This window comes from Amorphoplanes friuliensis DSM 7358, from assembly GCF_000494755.1.
GTDB classification, from domain to species: domain Bacteria; phylum Actinomycetota; class Actinomycetes; order Mycobacteriales; family Micromonosporaceae; genus Actinoplanes; species Actinoplanes friuliensis.
In genome coordinates this window covers 7,148,632-7,171,367 of record NC_022657.1, presented here as the reverse complement: position 1 = coordinate 7,171,367, position 22,736 = coordinate 7,148,632, and the positions used below count along the sequence as shown (strand labels likewise).

General features: G+C 72.5%; 22 protein-coding genes. 14 read left to right on the top strand and 8 right to left on the bottom strand.

What is annotated here, in order from left to right; all coding sequences use genetic code 11:
* Positions 1-40 precede the first annotated feature (40 nt).
* A complete protein-coding gene (locus AFR_RS33085; RefSeq protein WP_238547168.1) occupies positions 41-2,371 on the top strand; it encodes a putative bifunctional diguanylate cyclase/phosphodiesterase in 2,331 nt (776 codons plus the stop codon).
* A gap of 7 nt (positions 2,372-2,378) precedes the next feature.
* On the opposite strand, the gene AFR_RS33080 is transcribed toward AFR_RS33085, so the two are convergent.
* Complete coding sequence (locus AFR_RS33080; protein ID WP_041841328.1) at positions 2,379-3,287, bottom strand: NADP-dependent oxidoreductase; 909 nt, start codon at positions 3,285-3,287, stop codon at positions 2,379-2,381.
* Between the two features lie 177 nt (positions 3,288-3,464).
* Between AFR_RS33080 and AFR_RS33075 the strand changes: the two genes are divergently transcribed.
* The 5 genes from AFR_RS33075 (at position 3,465) to AFR_RS33055 (ending at position 7,995) form a co-directional block, all read left to right on the top strand.
* Complete coding sequence (locus AFR_RS33075) at positions 3,465-4,259, top strand: hypothetical protein (RefSeq protein ID WP_023561179.1); 795 nt, start codon at positions 3,465-3,467, stop codon at positions 4,257-4,259.
* 62 nt (positions 4,260-4,321) lie between these two features.
* Positions 4,322-4,873, top strand: coding sequence for a hypothetical protein (locus tag AFR_RS33070; RefSeq protein ID WP_148308136.1), 552 nt, complete (start codon positions 4,322-4,324; stop codon positions 4,871-4,873).
* A gap of 57 nt (positions 4,874-4,930) precedes the next feature.
* Positions 4,931-5,560 carry a bifunctional 4-hydroxy-2-oxoglutarate aldolase/2-dehydro-3-deoxy-phosphogluconate aldolase gene (locus AFR_RS33065; RefSeq protein ID WP_023561177.1) on the top strand — a complete coding sequence of 210 codons (630 nt, stop codon included), beginning with the start codon at positions 4,931-4,933 and terminating at the stop codon, positions 5,558-5,560.
* Complete coding sequence (locus tag AFR_RS33060) at positions 5,557-6,492, top strand: sugar kinase (RefSeq protein WP_023561176.1); 936 nt, start codon at positions 5,557-5,559, stop codon at positions 6,490-6,492. The genes AFR_RS33065 and AFR_RS33060 overlap by 4 nt, the downstream gene beginning before the upstream one ends.
* Positions 6,493-6,576: 84 nt before the next feature.
* A complete protein-coding gene (locus AFR_RS33055) occupies positions 6,577-7,995 on the top strand; it encodes a dienelactone hydrolase family protein (protein ID WP_238547167.1) in 1,419 nt (472 codons plus the stop codon).
* A gap of 6 nt (positions 7,996-8,001) precedes the next feature.
* Here the strand turns inward: AFR_RS33055 and AFR_RS33050 are convergent, their stop codons facing one another.
* A complete protein-coding gene (locus AFR_RS33050; RefSeq protein WP_041841326.1) occupies positions 8,002-8,724 on the bottom strand; it encodes an SDR family oxidoreductase in 723 nt (240 codons plus the stop codon).
* A 118-nt stretch (positions 8,725-8,842) separates the two neighbouring features.
* On the opposite strand from AFR_RS33050, the gene AFR_RS33045 reads away from it, so the two are divergent.
* Positions 8,843-9,439, top strand: coding sequence for a cysteine hydrolase family protein (locus tag AFR_RS33045; RefSeq protein ID WP_023561173.1), 597 nt, complete (start codon positions 8,843-8,845; stop codon positions 9,437-9,439).
* Positions 9,436-10,344, top strand: a complete 909-nt coding sequence (locus AFR_RS33040) for a GlxA family transcriptional regulator (RefSeq protein WP_023561172.1) — start codon at positions 9,436-9,438, stop codon at positions 10,342-10,344. The genes AFR_RS33045 and AFR_RS33040 overlap by 4 nt, the downstream gene beginning before the upstream one ends.
* A gap of 10 nt (positions 10,345-10,354) precedes the next feature.
* Here the strand turns inward: AFR_RS33040 and AFR_RS33035 are convergent, their stop codons facing one another.
* Positions 10,355-11,227 (bottom strand): pyridoxal-phosphate dependent enzyme, encoded by an 873-nt coding sequence (locus AFR_RS33035; RefSeq protein ID WP_041841325.1) that lies wholly within the window; start codon positions 11,225-11,227, stop codon positions 10,355-10,357.
* A gap of 23 nt (positions 11,228-11,250) precedes the next feature.
* Between AFR_RS33035 and AFR_RS33030 the strand changes: the two genes are divergently transcribed.
* Positions 11,251-11,916: an HAD family hydrolase gene (locus AFR_RS33030; protein WP_238547166.1), complete on the top strand. Its 666-nt coding sequence runs from the start codon at positions 11,251-11,253 to the stop codon at positions 11,914-11,916.
* Here the strand turns inward: AFR_RS33030 and AFR_RS33025 are convergent.
* Genes AFR_RS33025 through AFR_RS33010 form a run of 4 tightly spaced genes read right to left on the bottom strand, consistent with a single transcriptional unit; the run spans position 11,904 to position 16,467 of the window.
* Positions 11,904-13,700 carry a vWA domain-containing protein gene (locus tag AFR_RS33025; RefSeq protein ID WP_041841324.1) on the bottom strand — a complete coding sequence of 599 codons (1,797 nt, stop codon included), beginning with the start codon at positions 13,698-13,700 and terminating at the stop codon, positions 11,904-11,906. The two genes, AFR_RS33030 and AFR_RS33025, sit on opposite strands and share 13 nt — an antisense overlap.
* 1 nt (position 13,701) lies before the next feature.
* Positions 13,702-14,763 (bottom strand): ATP-binding protein, encoded by a 1,062-nt coding sequence (locus AFR_RS33020; RefSeq protein WP_023561168.1) that lies wholly within the window; start codon positions 14,761-14,763, stop codon positions 13,702-13,704.
* 41 nt (positions 14,764-14,804) lie between these two features.
* Positions 14,805-15,911: an XdhC family protein gene (locus AFR_RS33015; RefSeq protein WP_023561167.1), complete on the bottom strand. Its 1,107-nt coding sequence runs from the start codon at positions 15,909-15,911 to the stop codon at positions 14,805-14,807.
* Positions 15,904-16,467, bottom strand: a complete 564-nt coding sequence (locus tag AFR_RS33010; RefSeq protein WP_041843039.1) for a nucleotidyltransferase family protein — start codon at positions 16,465-16,467, stop codon at positions 15,904-15,906. The genes AFR_RS33015 and AFR_RS33010 overlap by 8 nt, the downstream gene beginning before the upstream one ends.
* An 81-nt stretch (positions 16,468-16,548) precedes the next feature.
* Here AFR_RS33010 and AFR_RS33005 point away from each other — a divergent pair, with 81 nt between their 5' ends.
* On the top strand, positions 16,549-17,874 hold the full coding sequence (locus tag AFR_RS33005; protein ID WP_023561165.1) for an FAD-dependent oxidoreductase: 1,326 nt from the start codon (positions 16,549-16,551) through the stop codon (positions 17,872-17,874).
* Here the strand turns inward: AFR_RS33005 and AFR_RS33000 are convergent.
* Complete coding sequence (locus AFR_RS33000; RefSeq protein ID WP_023561164.1) at positions 17,867-19,276, bottom strand: hypothetical protein; 1,410 nt, start codon at positions 19,274-19,276, stop codon at positions 17,867-17,869. The genes AFR_RS33005 and AFR_RS33000 overlap by 8 nt on opposite strands.
* A gap of 130 nt (positions 19,277-19,406) precedes the next feature.
* Here AFR_RS33000 and AFR_RS32995 point away from each other — a divergent pair, with 130 nt between their 5' ends.
* The 4 genes from AFR_RS32995 (at position 19,407) to AFR_RS32980 (ending at position 22,725) form a co-directional block, all read left to right on the top strand.
* Positions 19,407-20,315 carry a hypothetical protein gene (locus AFR_RS32995; RefSeq protein WP_041841323.1) on the top strand — a complete coding sequence of 303 codons (909 nt, stop codon included), beginning with the start codon at positions 19,407-19,409 and terminating at the stop codon, positions 20,313-20,315.
* Positions 20,316-20,379: 64 nt separating this feature from the next.
* Complete coding sequence (locus tag AFR_RS32990; protein ID WP_023561162.1) at positions 20,380-20,808, top strand: ABA4-like family protein; 429 nt, start codon at positions 20,380-20,382, stop codon at positions 20,806-20,808.
* 10 nt (positions 20,809-20,818) lie between these two features.
* Entirely contained in the window at positions 20,819-22,105 is a 1,287-nt protein-coding gene (locus AFR_RS32985) for a sensor histidine kinase (RefSeq protein WP_084298478.1), read from the top strand.
* The gene (locus AFR_RS32980) at positions 22,102-22,725 is read left to right on the top strand and encodes a response regulator (protein ID WP_023561160.1); all 624 of its coding nucleotides are present in this window, start codon (positions 22,102-22,104) and stop codon (positions 22,723-22,725) included. The genes AFR_RS32985 and AFR_RS32980 overlap by 4 nt, the downstream gene beginning before the upstream one ends.
* The last annotated feature ends 11 nt before the right edge of the window (positions 22,726-22,736 follow it).

Sequence of the window (22,736 nt, the reverse complement as noted above, 5' to 3'; positions counted from 1 at the left end):
GCTTCGCTCATGCCTCGGGGCGGGCTGCCGATGGAAAGACGTGACTTCTGTGCTGGCGCCTCCCCGGACGAGCGGGGATCTCGACGCGCCGCCGGTCGCGAGCACCGCCCTGCCCCGGGGCAGCAGAACGCTGGCCTGGTCGTTCATCGGCGCCTCCGCGGTCGCGGTCGGCGCCGCGGCGGCCGGCCCGGTGTGGCTTCAGCTGCCGCTGATGCTGCTCGCGGTCGTCAGCGGACTCTGGGCGATGGCCTACGCCGTCCGGCGGATGGCCCTCCCCGGCCACCGCGGGCCGTGGCGCATGTTGCTGACCGCCGCGTCACTGTTCTTCGTCGGCATGATCGTGCGGGCGGTCGTACCCGGCGCCGGCGCCTCACCGCCGACCTCGATGGCGCTGATCCCGGACGCGTTCGTGTTGCCCGGTTACATCCTGATCGGCTGTTCCTTCGCCCAGATGCTGCGCCGCCGCCGGGCGGCCGACGACGACCCGGCCCGGGTCGACGCGGTCCTGGTCGGCCTGGCCGCGGCCTTCATCAGCTGGACCTACCTGATCGTGCCGTCGATCGACCTGGTCGGCCTGTCACCGCTGCGCGTCGCCAACTCGTTCTTCCCGGTCCTCGACGTGGTGCTGCTCGTGCTGACGGCGCAACTCGCGCTCTCCGGCGGCGCGCGCCAGCCGTCCCTGTGGCTGCTCATCCTGGCGTCCGCCGGCATGTTCGTCGGCGACTTCCTCTTCATGCTGCGCGACGGCGGCGTCGCGCACGTCCCCCAGCACACGATCGACGTGCTCTTCATGGCGATCTTCCTGCTGGTCGGGGCAGCCGGGCTGCACCCGTCGATGCGGACCCTGACCGAGCCGCAGCAGATCATCGTCAAGGACCTCAGCAAGGTCCGGACGACGCTGATCGCGCTGCTGGTGGTCGTGCCGACGATCATCACGGCCCTGCGCCCGGCGGGGTCGACGATGAACAGCGTCGTCAGCGCCACCCTCTGCTCGCTGCTGATCCTGGCCGTCCTCGCCCGCGTGGTGCGCTCGAACAACTCGCGGGCGCGGGCCGAACGGGCCACCCGCCGCCGGGCCACCCACGACGCCCTCACCGACCTGCCCAACCGGGAGCTGCTCACCGAGACCATCACCCACTGGGCGGACCGGGCGGCCGCCGGTGAGCAGGAGATCAGCCTGCTCTTCATCGACCTCGACCGCTTCAAGATGGTCAACGACCACTGGGGTCACCAGGTCGGCGACGAGCTGCTCTGCGCCGTGGCCGGCCGCCTCAGCGCCCAGATCCGCGCCGAGGACCTGGTCTGCCGCATCGGCGGTGACGAGTTTGTCATCGCGCTGGCCAGCCCGTCGCACTCCGCGCTGGCCGAGTCGTTCGCCGACCGGGTGCTCGCGGAGTTCGCCCGCCCCTTCGAGCTCTCCGTCGGCAACGTCGTCATCTCCGCGTCCATCGGCGTGGCCAAGGCCCAGGGCAGTGCCCGCGCCCTCGAACTGATCCGTGACGCCGACACCGCGATGTACAAGGCCAAGGGCAGCGGCCGGAACGCGTACGCGCTGTTCGACACCTCCCTGCGCGACGAGGTCCGCGACCGGATGAACCTCGAGCAGGCGCTGCGCCGGGCCCTGCCCCGCGGCGAACTCTCGGTGCACTTCCAGCCGATCGTCGACCTCGCGACCGACGAGCTCGACGGCTTCGAGGCGCTCATGCGCTGGAACCACCCGACACTCGGCGCGGTCTCGCCCGTCGACTTCATCCCGGTGGCCGAGGAGACCGGCCTGATCGTGGAGAGCGGCGCCTGGCTCCTGCGCGAGTCCGCCACCCAGCTCGCGGTCTGGACCGCCGAACGCGGACCGGGCGCACGCCGCCTGCACGTCTCCGTCAACGTCTCGGTCCGGCAACTCCGCGACCGCACGATCGTGGACATCGTCCGCGGTGTGCTCACCGACACCGGTCTCGGCCCCGACCAGCTCTGGCTGGAGATCACCGAGTCCGGCGTCATGGAGGACATCGAGACCGCCCTGGCCACCCTCACCGAGCTCCGCGGCCTCGGCGTCACCCTGTGCATCGACGACTTCGGTACGGGCTACTCGTCCCTGAGCTACCTGAACCGCCTGCCCGTCGGCATCGTCAAGATCGACCGCTCGTTCGTGAACCGCGTCGGTCAGGACGGCGCCGACGAACCCATCGTCCGCGCCGTCCTGGCCATGACCCGGGCGATGAACCTCCGCGTGGTCGCCGAGGGCGTCGAGACCGAGGCCCAGCGCGACTGGCTCCGCGACCAGGGCTGCGACCTCGCCCAGGGCTGGCTCTACGGCAAGGCCGAGCTCCCGGAGAACCTCACCACCTGGATCCACCGCCCGGTCGCCGCCTGACCGGCCCTCACGGCTCGACGATCAGGACGACCTTGCCGCGGCCGTGGCCGTTCTCCACCGCCGCGTGCGCCTCGGCGGCTTCGGAGAGGGGATAGGCACGGACCGGCATGGTCACCACGCGGCGGGCGGCCAGACCGACGACCTCGGCCAGCCGGGCCGGGGAACGGCCCGCGCGGACGACCCGGGTGCCGAAGTCCGCGGCGGCCTTGTCGTCGACGATCGTGCCGATGCGGTCGCGGGGGACGCCCAGCTCCACCGAAGCGGCGATCGCACCCCGGCCGGCGGCGTCCAGAGCCACCGTCACCGGGCCCGGCGCGGCGGCGCGGACCGCGGCGACCAGACCCTCCCCGTACGCGACCGGAATCGCGCCGAGCTGCCGCAGGTAGTCGTGGTTGGCCGGGCTCGCCGTGCCGATCACCGTGGCGCCGGCGAGACGGGCGAGCTGGACGGCCACCGTGCCGACCGAGCCCGCCGCCGCGTGCACCAGCAGGACGTCACCGGCCGTGAGACCCAGCTCGAGCAGGGCACCCGAGGCGGTCTGGGCGGCCGCCACCAGCGCGGCCGCCGTCGGGAAGTCCACCTCCGCCGGCTTGGGCACGACGGTCCCCGCGTCGACGACCACGTGGGTCGCCTGGCCGTTCATCATCGTGGAACCGAGCACCGGGTCACCGGGGGAGAGGCCGGAGACACCCTCGCCGAGCAGATCGACCACCCCCGAATACTCCTGGCCGATCCCGTGCGGGAAGTGCTCCGGCCCCGGTCTCATCCACCCCCGGCGTACGCCCACGTCGAACGGCTGCACACCGGCCGCGCGGACCCGGACCCGTACCTGCCCGGGGCCGGGCACGGGGTCGGGCAACTCGACGATGTGCACCACCTCGGGCGGGCCGTACCGGTCGAACACCGCTGCTCTCATGGCCGTCACTCTGCAAGTTGAAGCCAGGTTGAGGTCAAGGGCCGCCCGTAACCGGCCGGACGACCGAGACCGCCCGGGGTTGTGCCGGACCTATCGTCAGGACGTGATCGGTTCTGGTGTCGTGGCGGGCGCGCGGGAGCAAACCGTGCCCGGCCGCCGGACGGGCGCGTAGCGGTCGTGGGGAGTGGTGAGGACATCCGGCTGCGGCAGGCCCGGGCTGTGGTGGAGGCGGCCGAGGAGCACGATCGTGCGTTGTGTGGACCGGACGAGGCGCGGGCCGTCGCGGAGCTGGACGCCTTGCTGCCGGACCTGCGGCGGGCTGTCGAAATCGCCCGGGACGATCCCGCGCTGATCGGGCGGCTGGCCGGTGCGGTCCACCGCTACGGCTACCACCGTCAGCTTCCCGAGGTTCTGGCCTGGGGGCTGTACGCCGCCGGGTCGGGCTGCGCCGCCGCGCTCGCCGCCGCGGCCACTTGTGCCTGGTACCGGGGAGACCTGGCCGGGGCCCGTGAGCTGCTGGCCTCGGCGCCGGCCGATCCCGCCGTGCACGAGGTGCTGGGTGCCCTCGCTCTGGTGGCCGGCGACACCGGGACCGCCCTCGCGAACTTCCGGGCCATGGCGGTGCTGGCCACCGACGATGCCGTGCGGGCGTCGGGCCTGGCCGCCCAGGCCCTCGTCCTGGCCCGGTCCGCCCACCCCGACGAGGCGGTCACGACCGGTGGATCAGCCTGGGAGATCGCCGAGGGGACGGGTAATCCGAGCGCCCGCGCCGCCGCCCGCCACGCACTCGGCGAGGCACTCGGCGACCGCGACCCGCTGCGGGCGCTCGCCCTGCTGGACGAGGCGGCCGACCTGGCGCGCAGCGTGAGCAACCGGCTGGTCCTGGACGCGGTGACGTCGGCCGCTGCGGCGATCCGCAGCGGCGCCGCCCGCGAGCAACGCCGCATCGGCCCCTCGGATGCATCCACCTGACCGGAGGTCACGATCCGACCCTCGTCCGGGACCCGTGGGCGGGGCATCGCTACCGTTGGCGGGTGTCTGAGATCCCGTGGTGGGGGCTACCCCTCGTCGCAACCGTGTTTGCCCTGGCCGGGGCCGGTGTGACGCTGCTCGTGTCGGCTCGTGACAACTATGCGCGCAGTCGCGCCAAGCGCACCAAGCGCTGGTACGCCGAGCGCAAGGAGGCGTACGTCGCCCTGATGACCGAGTTCGAGCGGGCGACCTACCGGCTGCGGGCCGCGTACGACGGTGATCAGCCGGCGCCGAGCCCGTTCGCCTATCTCGACGCCGTGGGGCCCGCCCTGATGCAGGTGCGGCTGCTCGCCTCCGGTCAGGTCCGCAGCGCCGCGCTCGCGGTGCACCTGCTGATCGAGAGCCTCTACGCCGAGCGCCCCACCCCGCCGCCGGGCGTGAACCCGGAGAAGTCCGTGCGCGAGATGCTCGGCCATGTGCCGCTGGTGATGCAGCAGTTCGAGGCTGCGGTCCGCGAGGAGCTGGAGATCAAGGCGACCCCGCCGGCGCCGCTCGTCGACGGGCCCCGGCGCGGGTGGCGCAGAAAGACCGAGGAGTCACGCGTCACTGGATGATCTTGGTCCTTTCGGGGGACACTGAAGGCGTTGGCGGGGACATCTGGGGAGGCGTCCATGTCGGATATTTCGGTCACTGAGGCCATTGTTCGCAGCGGTGTTGTCGCCGTCCTGCGCGCACCGACCGCGGATGCCTTCGCGGCCATCGGCGACGTGCTGGTCGAGGCGGGCATCACGGCGCTGGAGGTGACGCTCACCTCGCGCGGGTCTCTGGAGGCCCTCGCCGGCCTGCGCCGCCAGCTGCCCGCCAGTGTAGCGGTCGGGGCGGGCACAGTTCTTTCTCTCGACGACGCGAAGGCCAGTGTGGACGCCGGCGCCACCTACCTGGTGTCACCGGTCTACGTCCCGGCGCTGGACGGCTTCGAGGTGCCCGTCTACCCGGGCGCCTTCACCCCGACCGAGATCTTCAACGCTAGCCGCTCCGGCGCCCAGCTGGTCAAGCTCTTCCCGGCCGGTACGGTCGGCCCGCGGTACCTCAAGGATCTGCACGGCCCGCTGCCCGGCGTCCGCATCATGCCGACCGGGGGCATCGACATCGCCGACATCGCCACCTGGCTCACCGCCGGTGCCGCGGCCGTCGGTCTGGGCAGCCCGCTGATCGGCGACGCCGCCTCGGGCGGCAGCCTGGCGCAGCTCGCGGTGCGGGCGCGCCGCGCGGCCGACGCGGTCGCGTTCGCCCGCTCATGACCGGCCTGGTCACCCTGGGCGAGACCATGGGCCTGGTCGCCGCGGACAGCATCGGCCCCCTCGAGTACGCCCGGAGTTTCTCCCTCGGCATCGGCGGCGCCGAGAGCAACGTGGCGATCGGCGTCGCCCGTCTCGGCGGCACCGCCACCTGGCTCGGCCGCGTCGGCCCCGACTCCACGGGTGACCTCATCGAGCGCCGGTTGCGGGGTGAGGGTGTCCACGCGATGGTCATCCGCGACACCGCGTTCACCGGTCTGATGATGAAGCACCGCCGGACGAGTGGCCTGTTGCACGTCGATTACCACCGCACCGGCAGTGCCGGCTCCCGGCTCCTGCCGACGGATGTCCCCGTCGACCTGGTGCGTGAGGCCGGGATTTTGCACGTCACGGGTATCACCCCGGCGTTGAGCGACTCGGCCCGCGCGACGGTCTTCCACGCGGTCGAGACGGCCGCCGCAGCCGGTGTGACGGTGTCGGTGGACGTCAACTACCGCGGCAAGCTCTGGTCCCGGTACGACGCCGCGCCGGTCCTGCGCGACCTCGTGTCCCGCGCCGACATCGTCTTCGCGGGTCCGGACGAGGCCGAGCTCATCCTGGGCTCCGGCTCCTCGGTGGCCGACGGGCTGGCCGCGCTCGGCCCCTCGGAGGTCGTGATCAAGGACGGCGCCCGCGGCTGCACCGCGCTGATCTCGGGCGAGCGTCACGAGGTCAAAGCCCTCGAGGTGACACTGGTCGACCCGGTCGGTGCCGGGGACGCCTTCGTGGCCGGCTATCTCGCCGACCGGCTCGCGGGTGCAGGCCCGTCCGAACGCTTGAGCACAGCGATCGCCACCGGCGCGTTCGCGGTGACCGTCCCGGGTGACTGCGAAGGCCTGCCGACCCGCGCCGACCTCTCGTCCCTCCTGTCGGCGACGGACAACGTGGCCCGCTGAGTTTGGACACCGCCCGGTACGGTCGCCCCCGTGCTTGTCGGCTCACGCGTTCGGGCGTCCCTTTCGGTGTTGGTGTGTGTGCTGGTGACGGCCGCTGTCGGGCTGTGGTTGCTGACCGGTCACCGGAGCACCCGGCAGACCGTGGCCGACGGTGTTCCCCTGGTCGAGGTGCACCCGCGCCTCGCGCCCGGTGAGCGCCGGCCCGGTGTGGTGGTCGCCCACGGGTTTGCGGGTTCGGCGCGGCTGATGGCGCCGTTCGGTGATTCGCTGGCCGAGCGGGGTTACGTCGTGGTGCTGCTCGACTTCTCCGGGCACGGCGCCAATACCCGCCCGTTGCCGGACAGCGCCGCGAGCACTGCCGCCTCCACCGCCGCGCTGCAACACGACCTCGACGTGGCGACCCGGCATCTGCGCGGGCTGCCGGATGTTGATCCGTCCGCGATTGCGCTGGTCGGGCATTCGATGGGCGCCGGCGCGGTGACCCGGTACGCGGTGGCGCATCCGGAGATCACCGCGACGGTCGCTCTTTCGCTACCGGACGCCGCGCCCGTGCTGCCGGACCCGCCGGCCCGGCTGCTGGTACTCGTCGGTGCCCTGGAGTTCCCCGGCTTCCGGTCGGAGGCGGCCCGCGCGGTCGAGCCCGCCGGTCCGGACCGGTCGATGGTGGTCGTGCCCGGCGTCGAACACATCGGCATCCTCTACGCCCCCCGGACCCACCGCGAGGTCGCTGCCTGGCTGGACCAGAGTTTCGATACCACCGGCGACCCCATGCCCTCACCGATACGCCGTCTCGGTGGCGCAGCGCTGCTGGTGGTGGCCCTGCTCGCAGGCCTGTACCCGTTGGCGCGCCTGCTCTTCGGTGACGCCCGGGGCAGCTGGCCGAGCCCGCGAATCGCGGACCTCGGTCGTGGTGTGGCAGTGGCCGCCGGCGCTGCGGCGCTCGGAGCACTGGCCGCTCGTTTCCTGCCGACCAACCGTCTGCCGCTGGCCATCGGCGGCTACCTGCTCGGACTCACCGGGGCCGCCGGTGCCGCGATGCTCGCCTTCCGTCACCGCGCACCGGCGATCGCCCCCACGGGACGGTTGCGCCTGGCCCTCGCCACACCCGTTCTGATCGGGTACGCGGCGGTGACGATCGCTGTCCCGACACACCTGGGTCTCACCCACGCCGTACCGGTCGGGAAGCGGTGGTGGGTGCTCCTGCTGCTGTGGGCGGGCTTCGCGCTGCTGGCCTGGGCGGCCGGACGACTCACCGCCGGCAATGCCTTCGGTGGCCTCGCCGTCTCCGCCCTGGTGGTCATCGCCCTGACCGGCGCGGCGGTTGCCGGACTCACCAACGGCTTTGTGCTGCTGGTCGTTCCGCTGCTCGCCATCCTGATGCTGTGGCAGGCGGCGTGGAGCGCGGTGCTGCACCGGTTCGCCGCGCCGGCCTGGCTGATCGCTCTGGTCGGGTCGCTGCTCGTGGCGTGGCCGATGGCCACAGCGTTACCGCTGATCAGCTGACGGCGGTCAGGCGAGACCACCGCCGGCGTGCAGATTTTGACCGGTCATCCAGCGGCCGTCCGGGCCGGCCAGGAACGCCACCACGTCGGCGACGTCGGCGGGCCGGCCGAGACGACCGAGCGGTGTCATCTGCGCCGCGGCGGCCAGCGCTTCCTCCGTGTTGGTCGACCGCAGCAGGTCCGTGTCGGTCGCACCGGGGGAGACGACGTTGACCGTGATGCCCCGGGCGCCGAGCTCGCGGGCCGCGACCGCGCTGAACTGCTCGACCGCTCCTTTGCTGCCGACGTAGAGGCTGCAGCCGGGTGGGGGCATCGTGGTGTTCAGCGTGGAGATCGAGATGATGCGGCCGTTGTCCCGCAGGTGCCGGGCGGCGTACTGCAGCGCCTGGAACGTGCTCTTGGTGTTGACCGCGAAGACCCGGTCGTACTCGTCCTCGGTGATGTCGGCGAGCGCGGTCGGCGTGAAGGAGGCGGCCGCGTTGGTCACCAGGATGTCCAGCTCCCCGGCGCGCTGCAGCAGCTCGATGATCGCGCCGGGTGTGGCTAGATCGGCACGGAACCCACGGGCTCCGGGTGCCGCCTCCTCGACGGCTTTGGCCTCGTCGTCACGGCTGCGATAGCCGAAGATCACCGTTGCGCCGTCCCGGGTGAGACGTTCCACGATCGCGCGCCCGATGCCGCGCGACCCGCCCGTGACGACCGCTGTTTTGCCCACCAGAATCCCCGTCATGCCCTCCGACCCTACCGGCCCGATCCCGGCCCGGCGGTCCGCTGTCTGACCGGATCGTTCCGGTCCCGGTCACTTCGGTGCCTGGTGCCGGTACGCCCGCAGCCCCGACGATGGACGCATGACCAACGCTCTGATCGTCATCGACGTCCAGGAGTCCTTCCGGGCCCGCCCCCTGTGGCAGGCCGTGTCCAACCCCGGGATCGTGGCGCAGGTGCAGCGGCTCGTCGACGCCGCCCGCGCCGCCGGTGATCCGGTCGTGTGGGTGCTGCACGCCGAGCCCGGCACCGGCGGTGTCTTCGACCCGGCGAGCGGTTTCGTCCGGGTCGTCGACGAGCTGGTGCCCGCGGCCGGTGAGCCGATCATCACCAAGACCTCGCACAATGCGTTCACCACGACCAATCTCCAGCAGTTGCTGACCGCCGGTGGCGTGCGGGAGCTGACCGTCTGCGGGATCCGGACCGAGCAGTGTGTCGAGACCACCGCCCGGGTCGGCTCCGACCTCGGTTACGCGGTCACGTTTGTCACCGACGCCACGGCCACGTTCCCGATCCCGCACCGGGACGCCCCCGAGGACCTGACTGTGGCCGAGCTGCTCGCCGACCCGCGTACGCTGGCGGCGGAGGACGTCGTGACCCGCACCGAGTACGCACTCACGGGTCGTTTTGCCACCGTCCGTACCGTCGCCGAGCTGACCGGGAGTCTGACCGGATCGTGAGCCACGTGGTGTTCCTCCTCGTGCCGCAGCTGCACCTGCTGGACCTTGCCGGCGCCGCGCAGGTGTTCTCGACGGCTGCGGACCACGGCTACGGGCACCGCCTCACCTACGTCGCGGAGCAGCCGGACGTGCCCACCCACCAGGGCATCACCCTGCAGGCCGGCACGCAGTGGCCGGAGCTGACGGCGGACGACCTGATCGTCGTGCCGGGGTGGCGCTCACCGCAGCTGGCGGGCACCGGCCACCTCGAGGCCACGACCCTGCAGAGGCTGGCCGGCCACCACGCGGCGGGCGGCACGGTGGCCAGCGTCTGCGCGGGTGCGGACGCCCTGGGCCGGGCGGGTCTGCTCGACGGCCGCCGCTGCACGACCCACCACGACGTCCAGGACGACCTGGCCCGTCGTTACCCGCGGGCGAGTGTCGTCCGTGACGTCCTCTACGTCGAGGACGACCGGGTCATCACGTCGGCGGGCATCGCGAGCGGCATCGACCTGGCCCTGCACCTGATCGCGGTCCGGCACGGCCCGGCCGCCGCCGCGCAGGTCGCCCGGCAGATGGTCGTCTATGCCCGCCGCAACGGCGACGAGCAGCAGTTCAGCGCGATGCTGCGGCACCGGGCGCATCTCAGCGACGTGGTCCACCGGGTCCAGGACCGCATCGACGCCGGGTTCACCGAACCGCTGCCGCTGACCGAGCTGGCCCGCGCCGCCGGTGTCAGCGAACGCACCCTGACCAGACTGTTCGAGTCCGCGACGGGTCAGACCCCGCTGCGTTATCAGCAACTGCTGCGGGTGGAACGCGCCGAGCACCTGATCGGTCACGGGTCGACCATGGAGTCCGCGGCCCGCGCGGTCGGCTTCGGCGACGCCCGCATGCTCCGCCGCCTCCGCGCCCGCACGTCCTGAACGCCCGCGGTCAGATCGAGGGGTGGCCGAAGAGACCGGGCAGGCCGCCGCTGTGCAGGAAGACGACCTTGCCGTCCGGGGGGTTGGCGCGCAGCCCGGCCAGCGCCCGCCCGGTGTAGGTCGGATCGAGGAAGAGCCCTTCGGTACGCGCGGCCAGCTCGAGGGCGGACCGCACGGGGTCGGTGAGGGTCGCGTAACCGGCGCCCACGTGCATGCCGTCGATCTGCAGGTCGCCGGGCTCGACCGGCACGCCCATGCCGTCGAGCAGACCGGCGACGACCGACCGCGGATCGGGCAGCGCACCGGTGTCCACACCGAACACCCGGCCCGGTCCGAGAACGGCGACCAGCCCGGCCATCGTCCCGCCGGAACCGACCGCGACCACGACCGTGTCGAGGTCGGGCAGCTGGACGGCGAGCTCCCGGGCGCAGTCGACGTAACCCAGTGCGGAGAACGCGGACGTGCCGCCGAACGGGATGACAAACCCGTCCTGCGCTGCGGCCACGTCGGCGGTCGCCTCGTCGCCCGCCCAGACGACGCGGGCGCCGGCCAGCCGGTCGAGGATGAGGTTGCCGCGGGCCGTCTCCGGCGGGTGGCCGGCCAGGACGAGCACACACTCCAGCCCGAGGCGGGCCGCCGCGGCCGCGGTGAGCCGGGCGTGGTTCGACTGCGGGGCACCCGTGGTGACCAGCGTCGTCGCGCCCGCCGCCAGCGCCTGGGCGCAGGTGTACTGCAGCTTGCGCACCTTGTTGCCACCACCGCCGAGACCGGTCAGGTCGTCGCGTTTGATCCACAACTCGTCCAGGGCGAGGGCCGTGGCCAGCCGCGGCGCCGCCTCGAGCGGCGTCGGCCACGTGCCCAGAGAGATCGGCGTCACATCCACGACGGCAAGTCTAGGATCCTCGGGTGGAATTGCGGGGAGTGCTGCTGGACCTGGACGGCACGTTGATGGATCACGACCGGGCCGCCGATGCCGGGCTGCGGGCGTGGTTGCCGTCGCTGGGACTGGAGGCGACCGATGCCGAGGTCGCACGGTGGATCGCCCTGCAGGAGCCGCACCTGGCGGCCTGGCGCGCCGGCCGGATCAGCTTCGCCGAGCAGCGCCGCCGCCGGCTGCGGGACTTCCTCGGCACGGACGGCAGCGACGCCGAGCTCGACGCCGTCTTCGCCGGATACCTGGCGCACTACGAACGGGGCTGGCGGATCTACGACGACGTGGCCGATGCGCTCGCGGTGATCGCGGAGGCCGGGCTGCGGACCGCGGTCCTGACCAACGGTGCCCGGACCCAGCAGCTCAGGAAGCTCGCCGCCATCGGCCTGGGTCACCTGGATCCGGTCTTCACCGTCGACGATCTGGGCGTGGCGAAACCGCACCCGGACGCCTTCCGCCGGGCCTGCTCCCGCTGGGGTCTGGCGCCCGGCGAGGTTCTCAGCGTGGGTGACAACCATGAGCTGGACGTGCTGGGCGCCCGCGCGGCCGGCCTGCGGGCGGTGCACCTCGATCGGCTCGGCGGAAGTACGGAGACCGCGAGAGTCGCCTCACTCACCGAGCTGAAAGATCATTTGAGGTAGAACACCGGGCCCCGCGGCGTGAACGGCAGCCGCGCGTCCCGCGGCACCAGGTACGCGTGAGCGCGGCGGACGCGCAGCACGTCGCAGTCCGCGTCGGTGATGACCAGGATCGGCCCGGCCGGCGGGAAATCCACCGCGCGTTCCAGCAGGGTGATGCCCGGCTGCAGCACCGTGCCGCCGCGACCGCGGACCCGGACCCGCCCGGCGATGTCGTCGACGGGCAGGTAACCGGCGTCGTAGGCGGACGCGTCGCAGAACACCACACGGGCCGCCGGCACCTCGCGGGCCGTCGCGTACGAGGCGATCGCGCCCAGGGCCTTGCCCATCAGCTCGGGGCTCATCGACCCCGAGGTGTCCAGGACAACACCGAAGGTGCTGCGCCGGACCGCCTCCTCGGGCAGGTGCCAGCCGGGGCGCGGGATGTCGGGTGCGGCGGCCTGGCGGCGGGACGGCCGCGCGTAGGTGCGCCGCCGCTCGGGCGCGGGCACGTGCTCGTCGAACCAGCGCGCCAGCTGGACGTCCCAGGGCAGCGGCGGCTGCTCCAGCACGCGGATCTCCTCGACCAGACCGCTCGGGAGCAGGCCGCGGCCGTCGCGGTGGTGATATTCGTACCCGGTGAGCAAAGCCCGCCGGTAGTAGTCGTCGAGGTCGATGCCGCCGGACCGCGGGCCGTGCCAGGGCAGCGGCTCGCCCAGCATGTCACCGAGGCCACGGCCCCGCAGGGTGGCAAGTTTGCGCAGCTTGCGGAGGTCCTTGGCGATGCGGTCGTAGACCTCCTCGGCCGACGCACCCGCCAGCTCGGGGTCGTGGAGCAGCCCGTCGGGAACCTCGCCGACGCCCATCTCGACCAGCCAGCCGTTGATCACGTAGTCGCAGGCGACGTTCCACAGGTACGGGTCGCGGGGGCCGACCCGGTCGCCGTGACGCAGAGCGGCGTGCAGCATTTCGTGGGCCAGCACAAAACGCCACTGCGCCTCGGGCAGCGTCCGCAGCGGGTTGATGTAGATCTCACCGGCCTCCGCCGAGACCGCCGCCACCGAGATGTCCCAGGAGCGGGCCAGGTCGGCGTCGGCGACCACCGTGAAGCGGGCAGCCAGCGCACCGAGCAGCGGGTACGACCCCATGAACCAGCTCAGGGCCCGGTCCCACGGCATGCGGCTCCGCGCCGGATCGGTCAGCGAGGTGCGCGCACCACCGGCCACGTCCACGGCGGCTGCCGCGGCGGCGGACAGCCCGAGCGCAAACCGGTCGGGCCACAGGGGTTCGTAACCCTTCTCGTACTCGATCGCCTTCGGCAGCAGGTCGGGCCGTCCGGCGCCGCACCCGGTGAACTCCTCCGGTACGCCGTCCCGCCGCCACTGTCGCAACAGGACACTCTCGTCGCCGCCGGGCAGCTCGGCGGGCAGGCGTACCGGCTCGGTCCCGAGCTTGATCGCGCGCTGGAACCGCGTGACCACCAGGCAGGCGACGTCCTGGAACGCGCGGTCGGTGCCGTGCCGGGGGTCGAGGTGGCCGAAACCCAGGTGCAGCAGGCAGTGCGCCAGCACCCAGGTCCACTCGCCCGGGTCGAGGCGGTGGGCCTTGCTGGCGACGATCTGGCCGTCGCTCGTGACCTGGGCGTACCCGATTCCCGAGCCGTCGATCAGCCGGGCCTGGGCGCTCGGGCGCGGCCAATCGCCGTCGGTGATCGGGCGGAACATCGGATTGACCCAGAGCGAGCCCCACGCGGAGTTGAAGGCGGCGGTGTTCGGGTCGAGCTCGGGCGCCTGCTGCCGGCGGGTCATGTCAGGTCCGCGCCGCGACCAGGCGCGGCAGGTCACGGCTGACCTCGACCAGGAACCAGGCCGGCAGCGCGGGCGCACCGTCCGGCTCGGCGGCGATGACGAGCTGACCACACTCCAGCGAGATCTCCGACAGCTCGACGAGCAGGCCCTTGGCACGGTGCGCGAAGCGGCGTACCGAGGCGGGTGCCTTCTCCTTGTCGGCCGGGAGTTCCTTGACCAGGCGGACGCGGAACGTCTCGGCCAGGAAGTAGAGCAGGTCACGGTCGTTGGGAGCCTTGGGCCAGCCGGCGTCGCCGCGCAGGATCGCCTCCAGGCCGTACCGGTGCCGGACGATCTTGAGGTAGCCGCAGAAGGCGGCCGCGTGCGCCGGGCTGAGCGTGCCCCCGGCGAGCAGGCGCAGCGTCTCCTCGTCCGGGTCGTCACCGTAGGAGTGCAATGCGTCGGACAGCATGTGCCAGCTGCGCGGGGTGGAGAACGCCTCCTCGGTCTTCGGCGGCGCCGCCCACAGGTGGTCGGGACGCTCGTCGAGGTACCCGATGATCCACGGGTGGATGCCGGCGGTCATCGCCCAGTTCAGCCAGTCGGTGTGCGACGCCCGCAGGTGGACGTGGATCAGACGGTTGACCAGCGCCGACGCCATCGGCCGGGCCAGCGCGTTGTCGCTGGAGCGGTTGCCCGCGCCGATCACGATCGAGCCCGCCGGCAGCTCGTACGTGCCGATGCGGCGGTCGAGGATCAGCGAGTAGAACGCCTTCTGCACCTCCGGGCTCGACGAGTTGAGCTCGTCCAGGAAGAGGCAGTACGGCTCGTCGCGGGCGATCGACTCCGGCGGCGCGAAGCGGCTGCGGCCGTCCCGCAGCTCGGGCACGCCGATCAGGTCCTCGGCGGCGAGCTGGGTGCCGACGAGCGTGACGCAGTCCAGTCCGAGTGACGCGGCGAAGTCACGGACCAGCGAGCTCTTGCCGATCCCGGGCGCACCCCACACGAAGACGGGCCGCACGACGGCTACGTGGAGCAGCAGGCCGGGCAGCTGGGCAGGGGTGACGGTGATCGCGGAGTGCACGCCGGAAAGTGTGCGCTGCCGGCGCAAGCAGCCGCACCAGATTAATGATCAGCGTGGATCGGGCCCGAGGTGGCGGTCAGCCGTTCACCGCTGCCGCTCCAGCGCACCGCCACGATCTCCGCCGCGACGCTGACCGCCGTCTCCTCCGGTGTCCGCGCGCCCAGGTCGAGACCGATCGGCGACGACAGCCGGGCGATCTCCGCCGGCCCCAGACCGGTCTCGCGCAGCCGTTTGAGCCGGTCGTCGTGGGTGCGCCGGGAACCCATGGCCCCCACGTACGCGACCGGCAACGTCAGCGCCACCTCGAGCACCGGCACGTCGAACTTCGGGTCGTGGGTCAGCACGCACACCACCGTGCGGGCGTCGAGGCGTCCGGCCTCGGACTCCGCTCTCAGGTAACGGTGCGGCCAGTCGACGACCACCTCGTCGGCCTCCGGGAAGCGCCGCGCGGTGGCAAAAACGGGCCGGGCGTCGCAGACGGTGACGCGGTAACCGAGGAAGGCGCCGATCCGGGCGACCGCGGCGGCGTGGTCCGTGGCGCCGAAGACCAGCATCCGTGCGGCGGGTGCGAACGACGTGACCAGCACCGTCAGCCCGCTGCCGCGCCGCTGCCCGTCCGGGCCGTAGTGCAGCAGACCGGTACGCCCGGCCGCGAGCAGCCCCCGGCCGTCGTCGGTGGCCGCGTCGTCGATGCGGTCGCCGCCGAGCGAGCCGTGCCGCCCGTCCGGGGTGACGACCAGGTGCCCGCCGACCTGCCCGGGCGGACCCTCCACACAGGTCAGCAGGGCCACCGGGCGGCCCGCGGCGACCTCATCGGCGAGCAGCGGCAACTCCGGGAAGCCGGCCCGCTCGACGAACAACTCGATCGTGCCGCCGCAGGGGAGACCGACCTCGAACGCGTCGTCGTCGGTGATCCCGAACCGCGTCGTGCGCGGCTCACCGGACTCGGCGGCCTCGCGGCAGAGCTCGTAGACCGCGCCCTCGACACAACCGCCGGAGACGCTGCCCGTCGCGGTGCCGTCGGCGCCGACGAGCATGGCCGCGCCCGGCTGCCGGGGTGCGCTCGACCAGGTCGCGGTGACCGTGGCCAGACCGGCCTGCTCACCGGCGCGCCAGGTGCGCAGCAGTTCGTCGAGGACGTCACGCATGCGTCACTTCTTCCGGTACGTCGAGGTCGGTGTCGTCGGCGAGGTGGCCCACGGGCACGACCCGCACCCGATCGGCGTGGGCCCGCAGGTAGTCACGGGCGCCGTGGTCACCGGTCGCGCTCTCCGCGACACCGGCCCAGTGGTCACGTCCGAGCACCACCGGATGGGAGCGGCGGATGCCGTAGCCGCCCATGATCAGCGAATCGGGTGCGGCGGTGGCGATCGTTGCGCGTACCGAGGCGGAAGTGACGCCGGGCATGTCGACCAGCAGGACCACCGCGGCCTGCGCCGGTGTCGCGGCCAGCGCGGCCAGGCCGGCCCGCAGGGACGAGGCCATCCCGGTCGCCCAGTCCGGATTGTCGACGTAGGTCAAATCGGGCGCGGCGGCGCGGACCCGGCCGGCCTCCGCACCGATCACGACCAGGACGCGGGTGACACCGGCGCCACTCAGCACACCGGCTGCGCGTTGCACCAGCAGGCTTCCCCGGTACGTCACCAGGGCCTTCGGCATCCCGTACCGCCGGCCGGCGCCGGCGGCGAGCACCAGGCCGGCCATCTCCACACGGCGAGCGTAACCCGCGTGACGGGATCCCGACTGAGCGCGACCACGGCCCATGACGCCTTTTAGGCTCGCCGGATGAAGGTAGCCATCGTCGGTGCGGGACCCACCGGCCTCTACACGGCGATCGCCCTGGCCCGGCGCGGCCACCGGGTGACGGTCGTGGACCGCGATCCCGGCCCGGCGCCCGACGGCGGCTGGGAGCGGCGTGGTGTCATGCAGTTCCATCACCCCCACGGCCTCCGCCGGCAGATCATCACCGTCCTCGACGCCGAGATGCCCGACGTCCGCCAGGGGCTGCTGTCGGCGGGCGCCGAGCTGACGATCCTCCCCGCCGAGGGGCAACGGCCCCGGACGGTCATCGGCATGCAGTGCGGGCGGATGACCTTCGAGCGGGTGCTGCGCGAGGCCGCGGTGGCGCAGCCCGGCGTGACCTTCCTGGCCGGGCACGCCGACGACGTGCTGAGCACTGGCGGCCGCGCGACCGGTCTCCGCGTCGACGGCGCCGAGCTGCCCGCCGACCTGGTGCTCAACGCCTCCGGGCGCAACGGACGCCTGGCCGACGACCTGCGGGTGCCCGGGGACGGCAGCGACTGCGGTCTCTCCTACGTCTCCCGGCAGTACGCGCTGCTGCCCGGGGCCGAACCCGGTCCGACCAACGTGCCGATCGGCCTGATCTCCCGCTTCCCCGGATATCTGGCCGGGGTCTTCCTCCAGGACAACCGGACCGTCTCCCTGCTGATCGCCCGGCCCAGCACCGACCGGCAACTCGCCGACCTGCGCTTCGAGGCCGCCTTCGAGGCCGCGGTGCGGGCGATCCCGGGCCTGCGCGAGTGGACCGACCCCGACCGCACCACACCGATCACCGGCGTGCTGCCCGGCGGCCACCTCCGCAACACCTACCGCGGTCAGCTGGACCCCGGCGGCCGGGTGCCACTGCCCGGCCTGATCCACGTCGGCGACACCGTGTGCACCACCAACCCGACCGCCGGCCGCGGCATCACGACCTCACTGCTGCAGGCCCACCGTCTCGTGAACCTCCTCGACGGCTCCACCGACGTCGAGGCCGTCACCCTCGAGCTCGACACGTGGTGCACCGAGCAGATCAGGCCCTGGTACGACGATCACGTCAGCTGGGACGCCGACCAGGTGCGCCAGTGGTCCGGTGAGGACGTGGACCTCAACCGCCCGCTGACCTCCGGGCACATCGTCGAGGCCGCCGCGGCCGAACCGCCCCTGATGCGGGTGATCGGGCCGTACCTGACGATGGAGGCCCTGCCCGCGACGCTGGCCGAGGTCGAGCCGCAGGTCCGCGAGATCTACCATCGCGGCTGGCGCCCGGCCGTGCCCGCCGGGCCGACCCGCGACGAACTCGTGTCGCTGATCGCGCCTGTCCTCACCTGACCGCCGCGGGCAGACCGCGCACGGCCGCGAGACCCAGAGCCGTCCGCGGCTGGTAGGCCGTGCGCCACAGACCGCCGTGCGCCGCACCGACCGTCTCGTCGACCCAGGCGCTCGGTGCCGCCGGCCGCGGTTTCCGCAGCTGGTGGACCATCAGCGCCGCCATCAGCCGGTTGCTCGTCGCCGGTGCGAAGATCTCCACCCCGAAAAGATGGGCACCCGCGTACGCCGCGGCGAGCAGCCGGTTGCTCGTCACCGACCTGGTCCGGGTCGGCGGCGCGACGGAGAAGCTCACCGGCACGCCGTCCTGCCGGGACACCGACGCGCGCCACCGCTGGATGCGCTTGGCCAGCGCGTAGTTCGGGCCCTGCTGCGGGACGAGGCTGTCGGCGATGCCGGGATCCGCGCCCTCGGGGTAGTTCGGCTGCAGCAGCCGCCCGCCGGAGAGCGCACCCGTCGTCCGGGCTGCCGCTGACCGCTCCCGGAAGCGGGACGTCGCCTGCGCGACCGCGTCACCGGGCACGGCAAAAGCGTCGGTCGGCGTCGCGAGGAAAGCCAGGGCCGTCTCCGGTCGCTGCTCCCGCACATGTACGCCCAGAGCATCAACCGCCGCCGACAAACGTGCGTACGCGGCACCCGGGGCGTACACGTAGTTGCCGAGGACCAGGCGGCCCTCGCGTTCGAGCAACCAGCTCGCGGCCGCGGGCAGACCGGTGAGCAGATCGATGCCGGCGTCCTCGACACTGCTGCCGGGGGCGATCAGCGTGCCGGCGCTCTTACGGGCCGTCCCGGCGACGCGCGCCCACAGCTGCGGCCGGGGCAGGTCGAGGCCGACAACCGTGCCGCCCCACGCGAGCACCGCCGGCAGCGGACCCATCTCGGCGCCGGCGCCGAGCACGACGATCCGCTGGTCGGAGAGGTTCAGCCAGTCCGGCTCGGCGGCGACCTCCCGCACCATCTCCGCGCACGACGCCTCGATCACGCCGCGCTCCACCCATCGGTCGAGCTGACGGTGCAGAGTGTCACCGCGCAGCAGCTCACCGCGGTAGGGGATGGCCAGCTCACGCTCGCGGCTGCCCTCACCCGTGACCGTCACCGTCGGCGGCGCCTCCGCCTTGATGTCGAACGCCTCCGCGAGCGGAACGTCCTCACCGTCGCGGACCACCCGCATCCGCTCGTGGACCGAGTCCAGGCCGGCGCGGGCCAGGTCGTACCCGCTGTCGAGACCCGCCTCGACGAGTGCGCGGAAAGGTCGCAGGTAGCCCTTGCGCCAGTCCCGCTCACCCTCGGCCGCGGCGGCGGCCGCCGGATCCGCGACCCGCAGCGCATCGGCCACCACCGCCCGTCCCAGGGCTGAACTGCTGCGCCGACCGTCCGCCGTCCGGGGAAACACGACCTCGTTCACGCGGACAGTATGGCCACCTCCTCGCCGGGAGCCACCTCCTACCCAGGGAGGAGAAGGGCTCCGACCCGTGGCCGCAGGACCGGCCCGCGGACGGGCGAAACGGCACCCGCCGGCCGAAAGCATCATCGGTATGACAACCGTCCTGCGCTGGAACCGCCCGCTGCTGTTCTTCACGGCGGTGATGGCCGTTCTCGCGGTCGTCGCCGGCATTGGCGTCCTCGCCGACCCGCGGGTGCTGACCGGCGCGCCGATCTGGCTCAAACCGTTCAAGTTCGCGGTGTCGTTCGTCCTCTACACCTTCACCCTCGCGTGGATGCTCTCCCTGCTCCCGCGTCGTAGCCGCGTCGCCGAGATCGCGGTGACCGTCGTCCTGGCCACCTCGGTCGCCGAGATCGTCGTCATCGTCACCCAGGTCGTCCGCGGCACGACCAGCCACTACAACGAGACCACCCCGCTGAACTACGCGCTGTTCCAGGTCATGGGCCTCGCCGTCATGCTGCTGTTCCTCGCGCACTTCGTCCTCGGCATCGTCATCGCCCGGCAACGGCTCACCGACCGGGTGTCCGCCCACGCCGTCCGCTGGGGACTCGGCCTGTCACTGCTCGGCATGGCGGTCGCGATCCCGATGGTCCAGCCCGGTCAAGCCCCCGCCGGCGTCGACGGCATCAGCGGTGCGCACAGCGTCGGCGTGGCCGACGGCGGCCCCGGCCTGCCCCTGGTCGGGTGGAGCACGGTGGGCGGCGACCTGCGGATCGGCCACTTCGTGGGGCTGCACGCTTTGCAGGCGCTGCCACTGCTCGCGCTGCTGCTCGGCACCCGTCTCGACAGGCTGACACGGGCCCGGCTGGTGGCGGTCGCCGGTTGTGCGTACGGGATCCTGACCTTGATGTTGACCTGGCAGGCCCTGCGCGGTCAGCCCCTGCTCGAACCGGACGGCCTGACCCTCGCCGCCTGGGCATCCCTGGCCGTCACCACGGCCACAGCAACAGGGTTGGTCCTGGCTCGGCGCCGGACCCCGGAATTGGAGCTTGCGGCATGACCGACTGCACCGAAACGAGCTTGCGAGTGAAGGGCCAGAAGGGCATGCCTGAGGGAGGCACAGCATGACGGGTTTGCTGTTCAGTCTGACTTTCACCGTCGCCGCGCCGTTCTGGGCGCTGATGATCCTGTTGCCGCGCTGGTCGTGGACCCGGCGGATCATCGACTCGCCGCTGATCGTCCTGCCCGGCCTGGTGATCTACGGGCTGCTGGTCCTCCCGGCCATCGGCGAAGTGTTCCCGGCCGTCGCCTCACCGACGCTGGGCGGCGTCCGCGAGCTGCTCGGCACCGCCGACGGCGCGGCCGCCGGCTGGGCGCACATGATCGCCTTCGACCTGTTCGTCGGCCGGTGGTCATGGCTGGACAGCCGCGACCGCGGCATCCCGGCGCTGATCATGTCGCCGATCCTGCTCCTGACCATCCTCCTCGGCCCGCTCGGCCTGCTGGTCTACCTGCTGGTCCGCACGCGGTACCCCGTCACCGAGACCGCCTAGGGTGGTCGTCGTGGGATGGATGGGCCGGCTCTTCGACGCGCGCGACACCTTCGTGCGCATGATCCTGCTCGACCTCAGCGGTGTCAGCTACCTCCTCTTCGGCACGGAAGGCCACCCGCCGACCCGCAACCAGCTGATCCTCGCGGTGCTCGCGTTCGCCTCAGCGTTGATCTTCCACCGGCAGCGCGTCGTCAACCTCGTCGTCCAGACGGCCCTGCTGGTGGTGGCGTTCTGGCTCCTCGACGACACGATGATCAACCAGGTCGGCGCCAGCTGGGCCCTGCTCGAGCTGGCGATGTGGGCTCCCCGCGTGCGTTTCCTGGTCGCCGGGGCCGGCCTCGTCTCCGCGGTCTACCTGGCCTTCACCCTCGGCGACCAGCCGTTCCGCCTCACCACGCCGATCTACGGCCTCTTCGTGGTGGTCGGCGTGCCCGCGCTGATCGGCCAGGTCATCCGGACCACCCGCGAGCTGGGCCTCGAGGCCCAGCACCGAGCCCTCGAGGAACAGCGCCGCCGCGAGTCCGAAACCCGCGCCGCCCGCGCCGACGAACGCAGCGCCATCGCCCGCGAACTCCACGACGTCGTCGCCCACCACGTCGCCTCGATGGTCCTGCGTGTCGGTGTCGCCAAACACGTCCTGCCGGACACCGACCCCCGCGTCACCGAAGTCTTCGACGACGTCCACAGCACGGGCACGGCCGCCCTGGCGGACCTCCGCCGGCTGGTCGCCGTCCTGCGCGACCCTTCCGTACGCACGGACGCCGCCCTCACGGTCATCGACCCCGGCGCCCTCCCCGCAGCGCTCGACGCGGCAGTCGAAACCGCTCGCCGCGCGGGCCTGACGGTGGACGCGGCGATCTCCCCCGAGGTGGGCACCCTGGACGCCGTCCGCGGCCTGGCCATCCTCCGCCTCACCCAGGAAGGCCTCACCAACGTGGCCAAACACGCCGGAACCGCAGCCCACGCCCGCCTCCGCGTCGCGGTCCTCGACGGCGACGTCCTCTGGTCGATCGCCGACGACGGCGGCGGAACCTCTCCCGGCCTCCCCTCCGGCGGCGGCCACGGCCTGACCGGCATGCGCGAACGCGTCGAGGTCCTCGGCGGCCACCTCACCGTGGGCCCGGCCGCCGGCGGCTGGCGCGTCGAAACCGTCCTTCCCGCAACCCAACCGCCTCCCGACCTCGGCCCCAGCACAGGGCCGGCGAATTCCCTGCCCGCAGACCCACCCACATCCGTGCCTTCGGGGGACGAGCCTTTGGTTGATCGGGCTTCTGGTCCGGCGGCGGGGTCCGCGTGATCCGGATTCTGCTGGTCGACGACCAGCCGCTGATCCGTGCCGGGCTGCGGATGCTCTGTGACGCCGAGAGCGACCTGACCGTCGTCGGGGAGGCCGACAACGGCCGCGACGCCGTGACTCTCGCCGCACGCCTGACCCCCGACGTCACCGTCATGGACCTGCGAATGCCCGGCGTCGACGGCATCACCGCCACCGGGCGCATCCTCGCGGCCCGGCCGGCCGCACGCGTCCTGGTCCTCACGACCTTCGGCGACGACGACCATCTCTACCCGGCGCTGACTGCGGGGGCGTGCGGCTTTCTGCTCAAGGACGCACCACCGACCGAGCTGCTCGACGGGATCCGCCGGGCCGCTTCGGGTGACAGCCCGTTCAGCCAGGAGGTGCTGCAGCGGCTGGTGCGCCGGGCGGTCGCCGCCCGGGTCGAGCCACCCCGGCCGGTGTCCGGTCTGACCGCCCGCGAACGCGACGTGCTGAACCTCGTCGCCGAAGGCCTCTCCAACACCGAGATCGCCGACCGCCTCCACATCGGAGTCACCACGGTCAAGACCCACATCACCAGCCTGATGACCAAGACCGACAGCCCCAACCGCGTCCGCCTGGCCCTCTTCGCCCGCGGCTGACCCAGACCCGG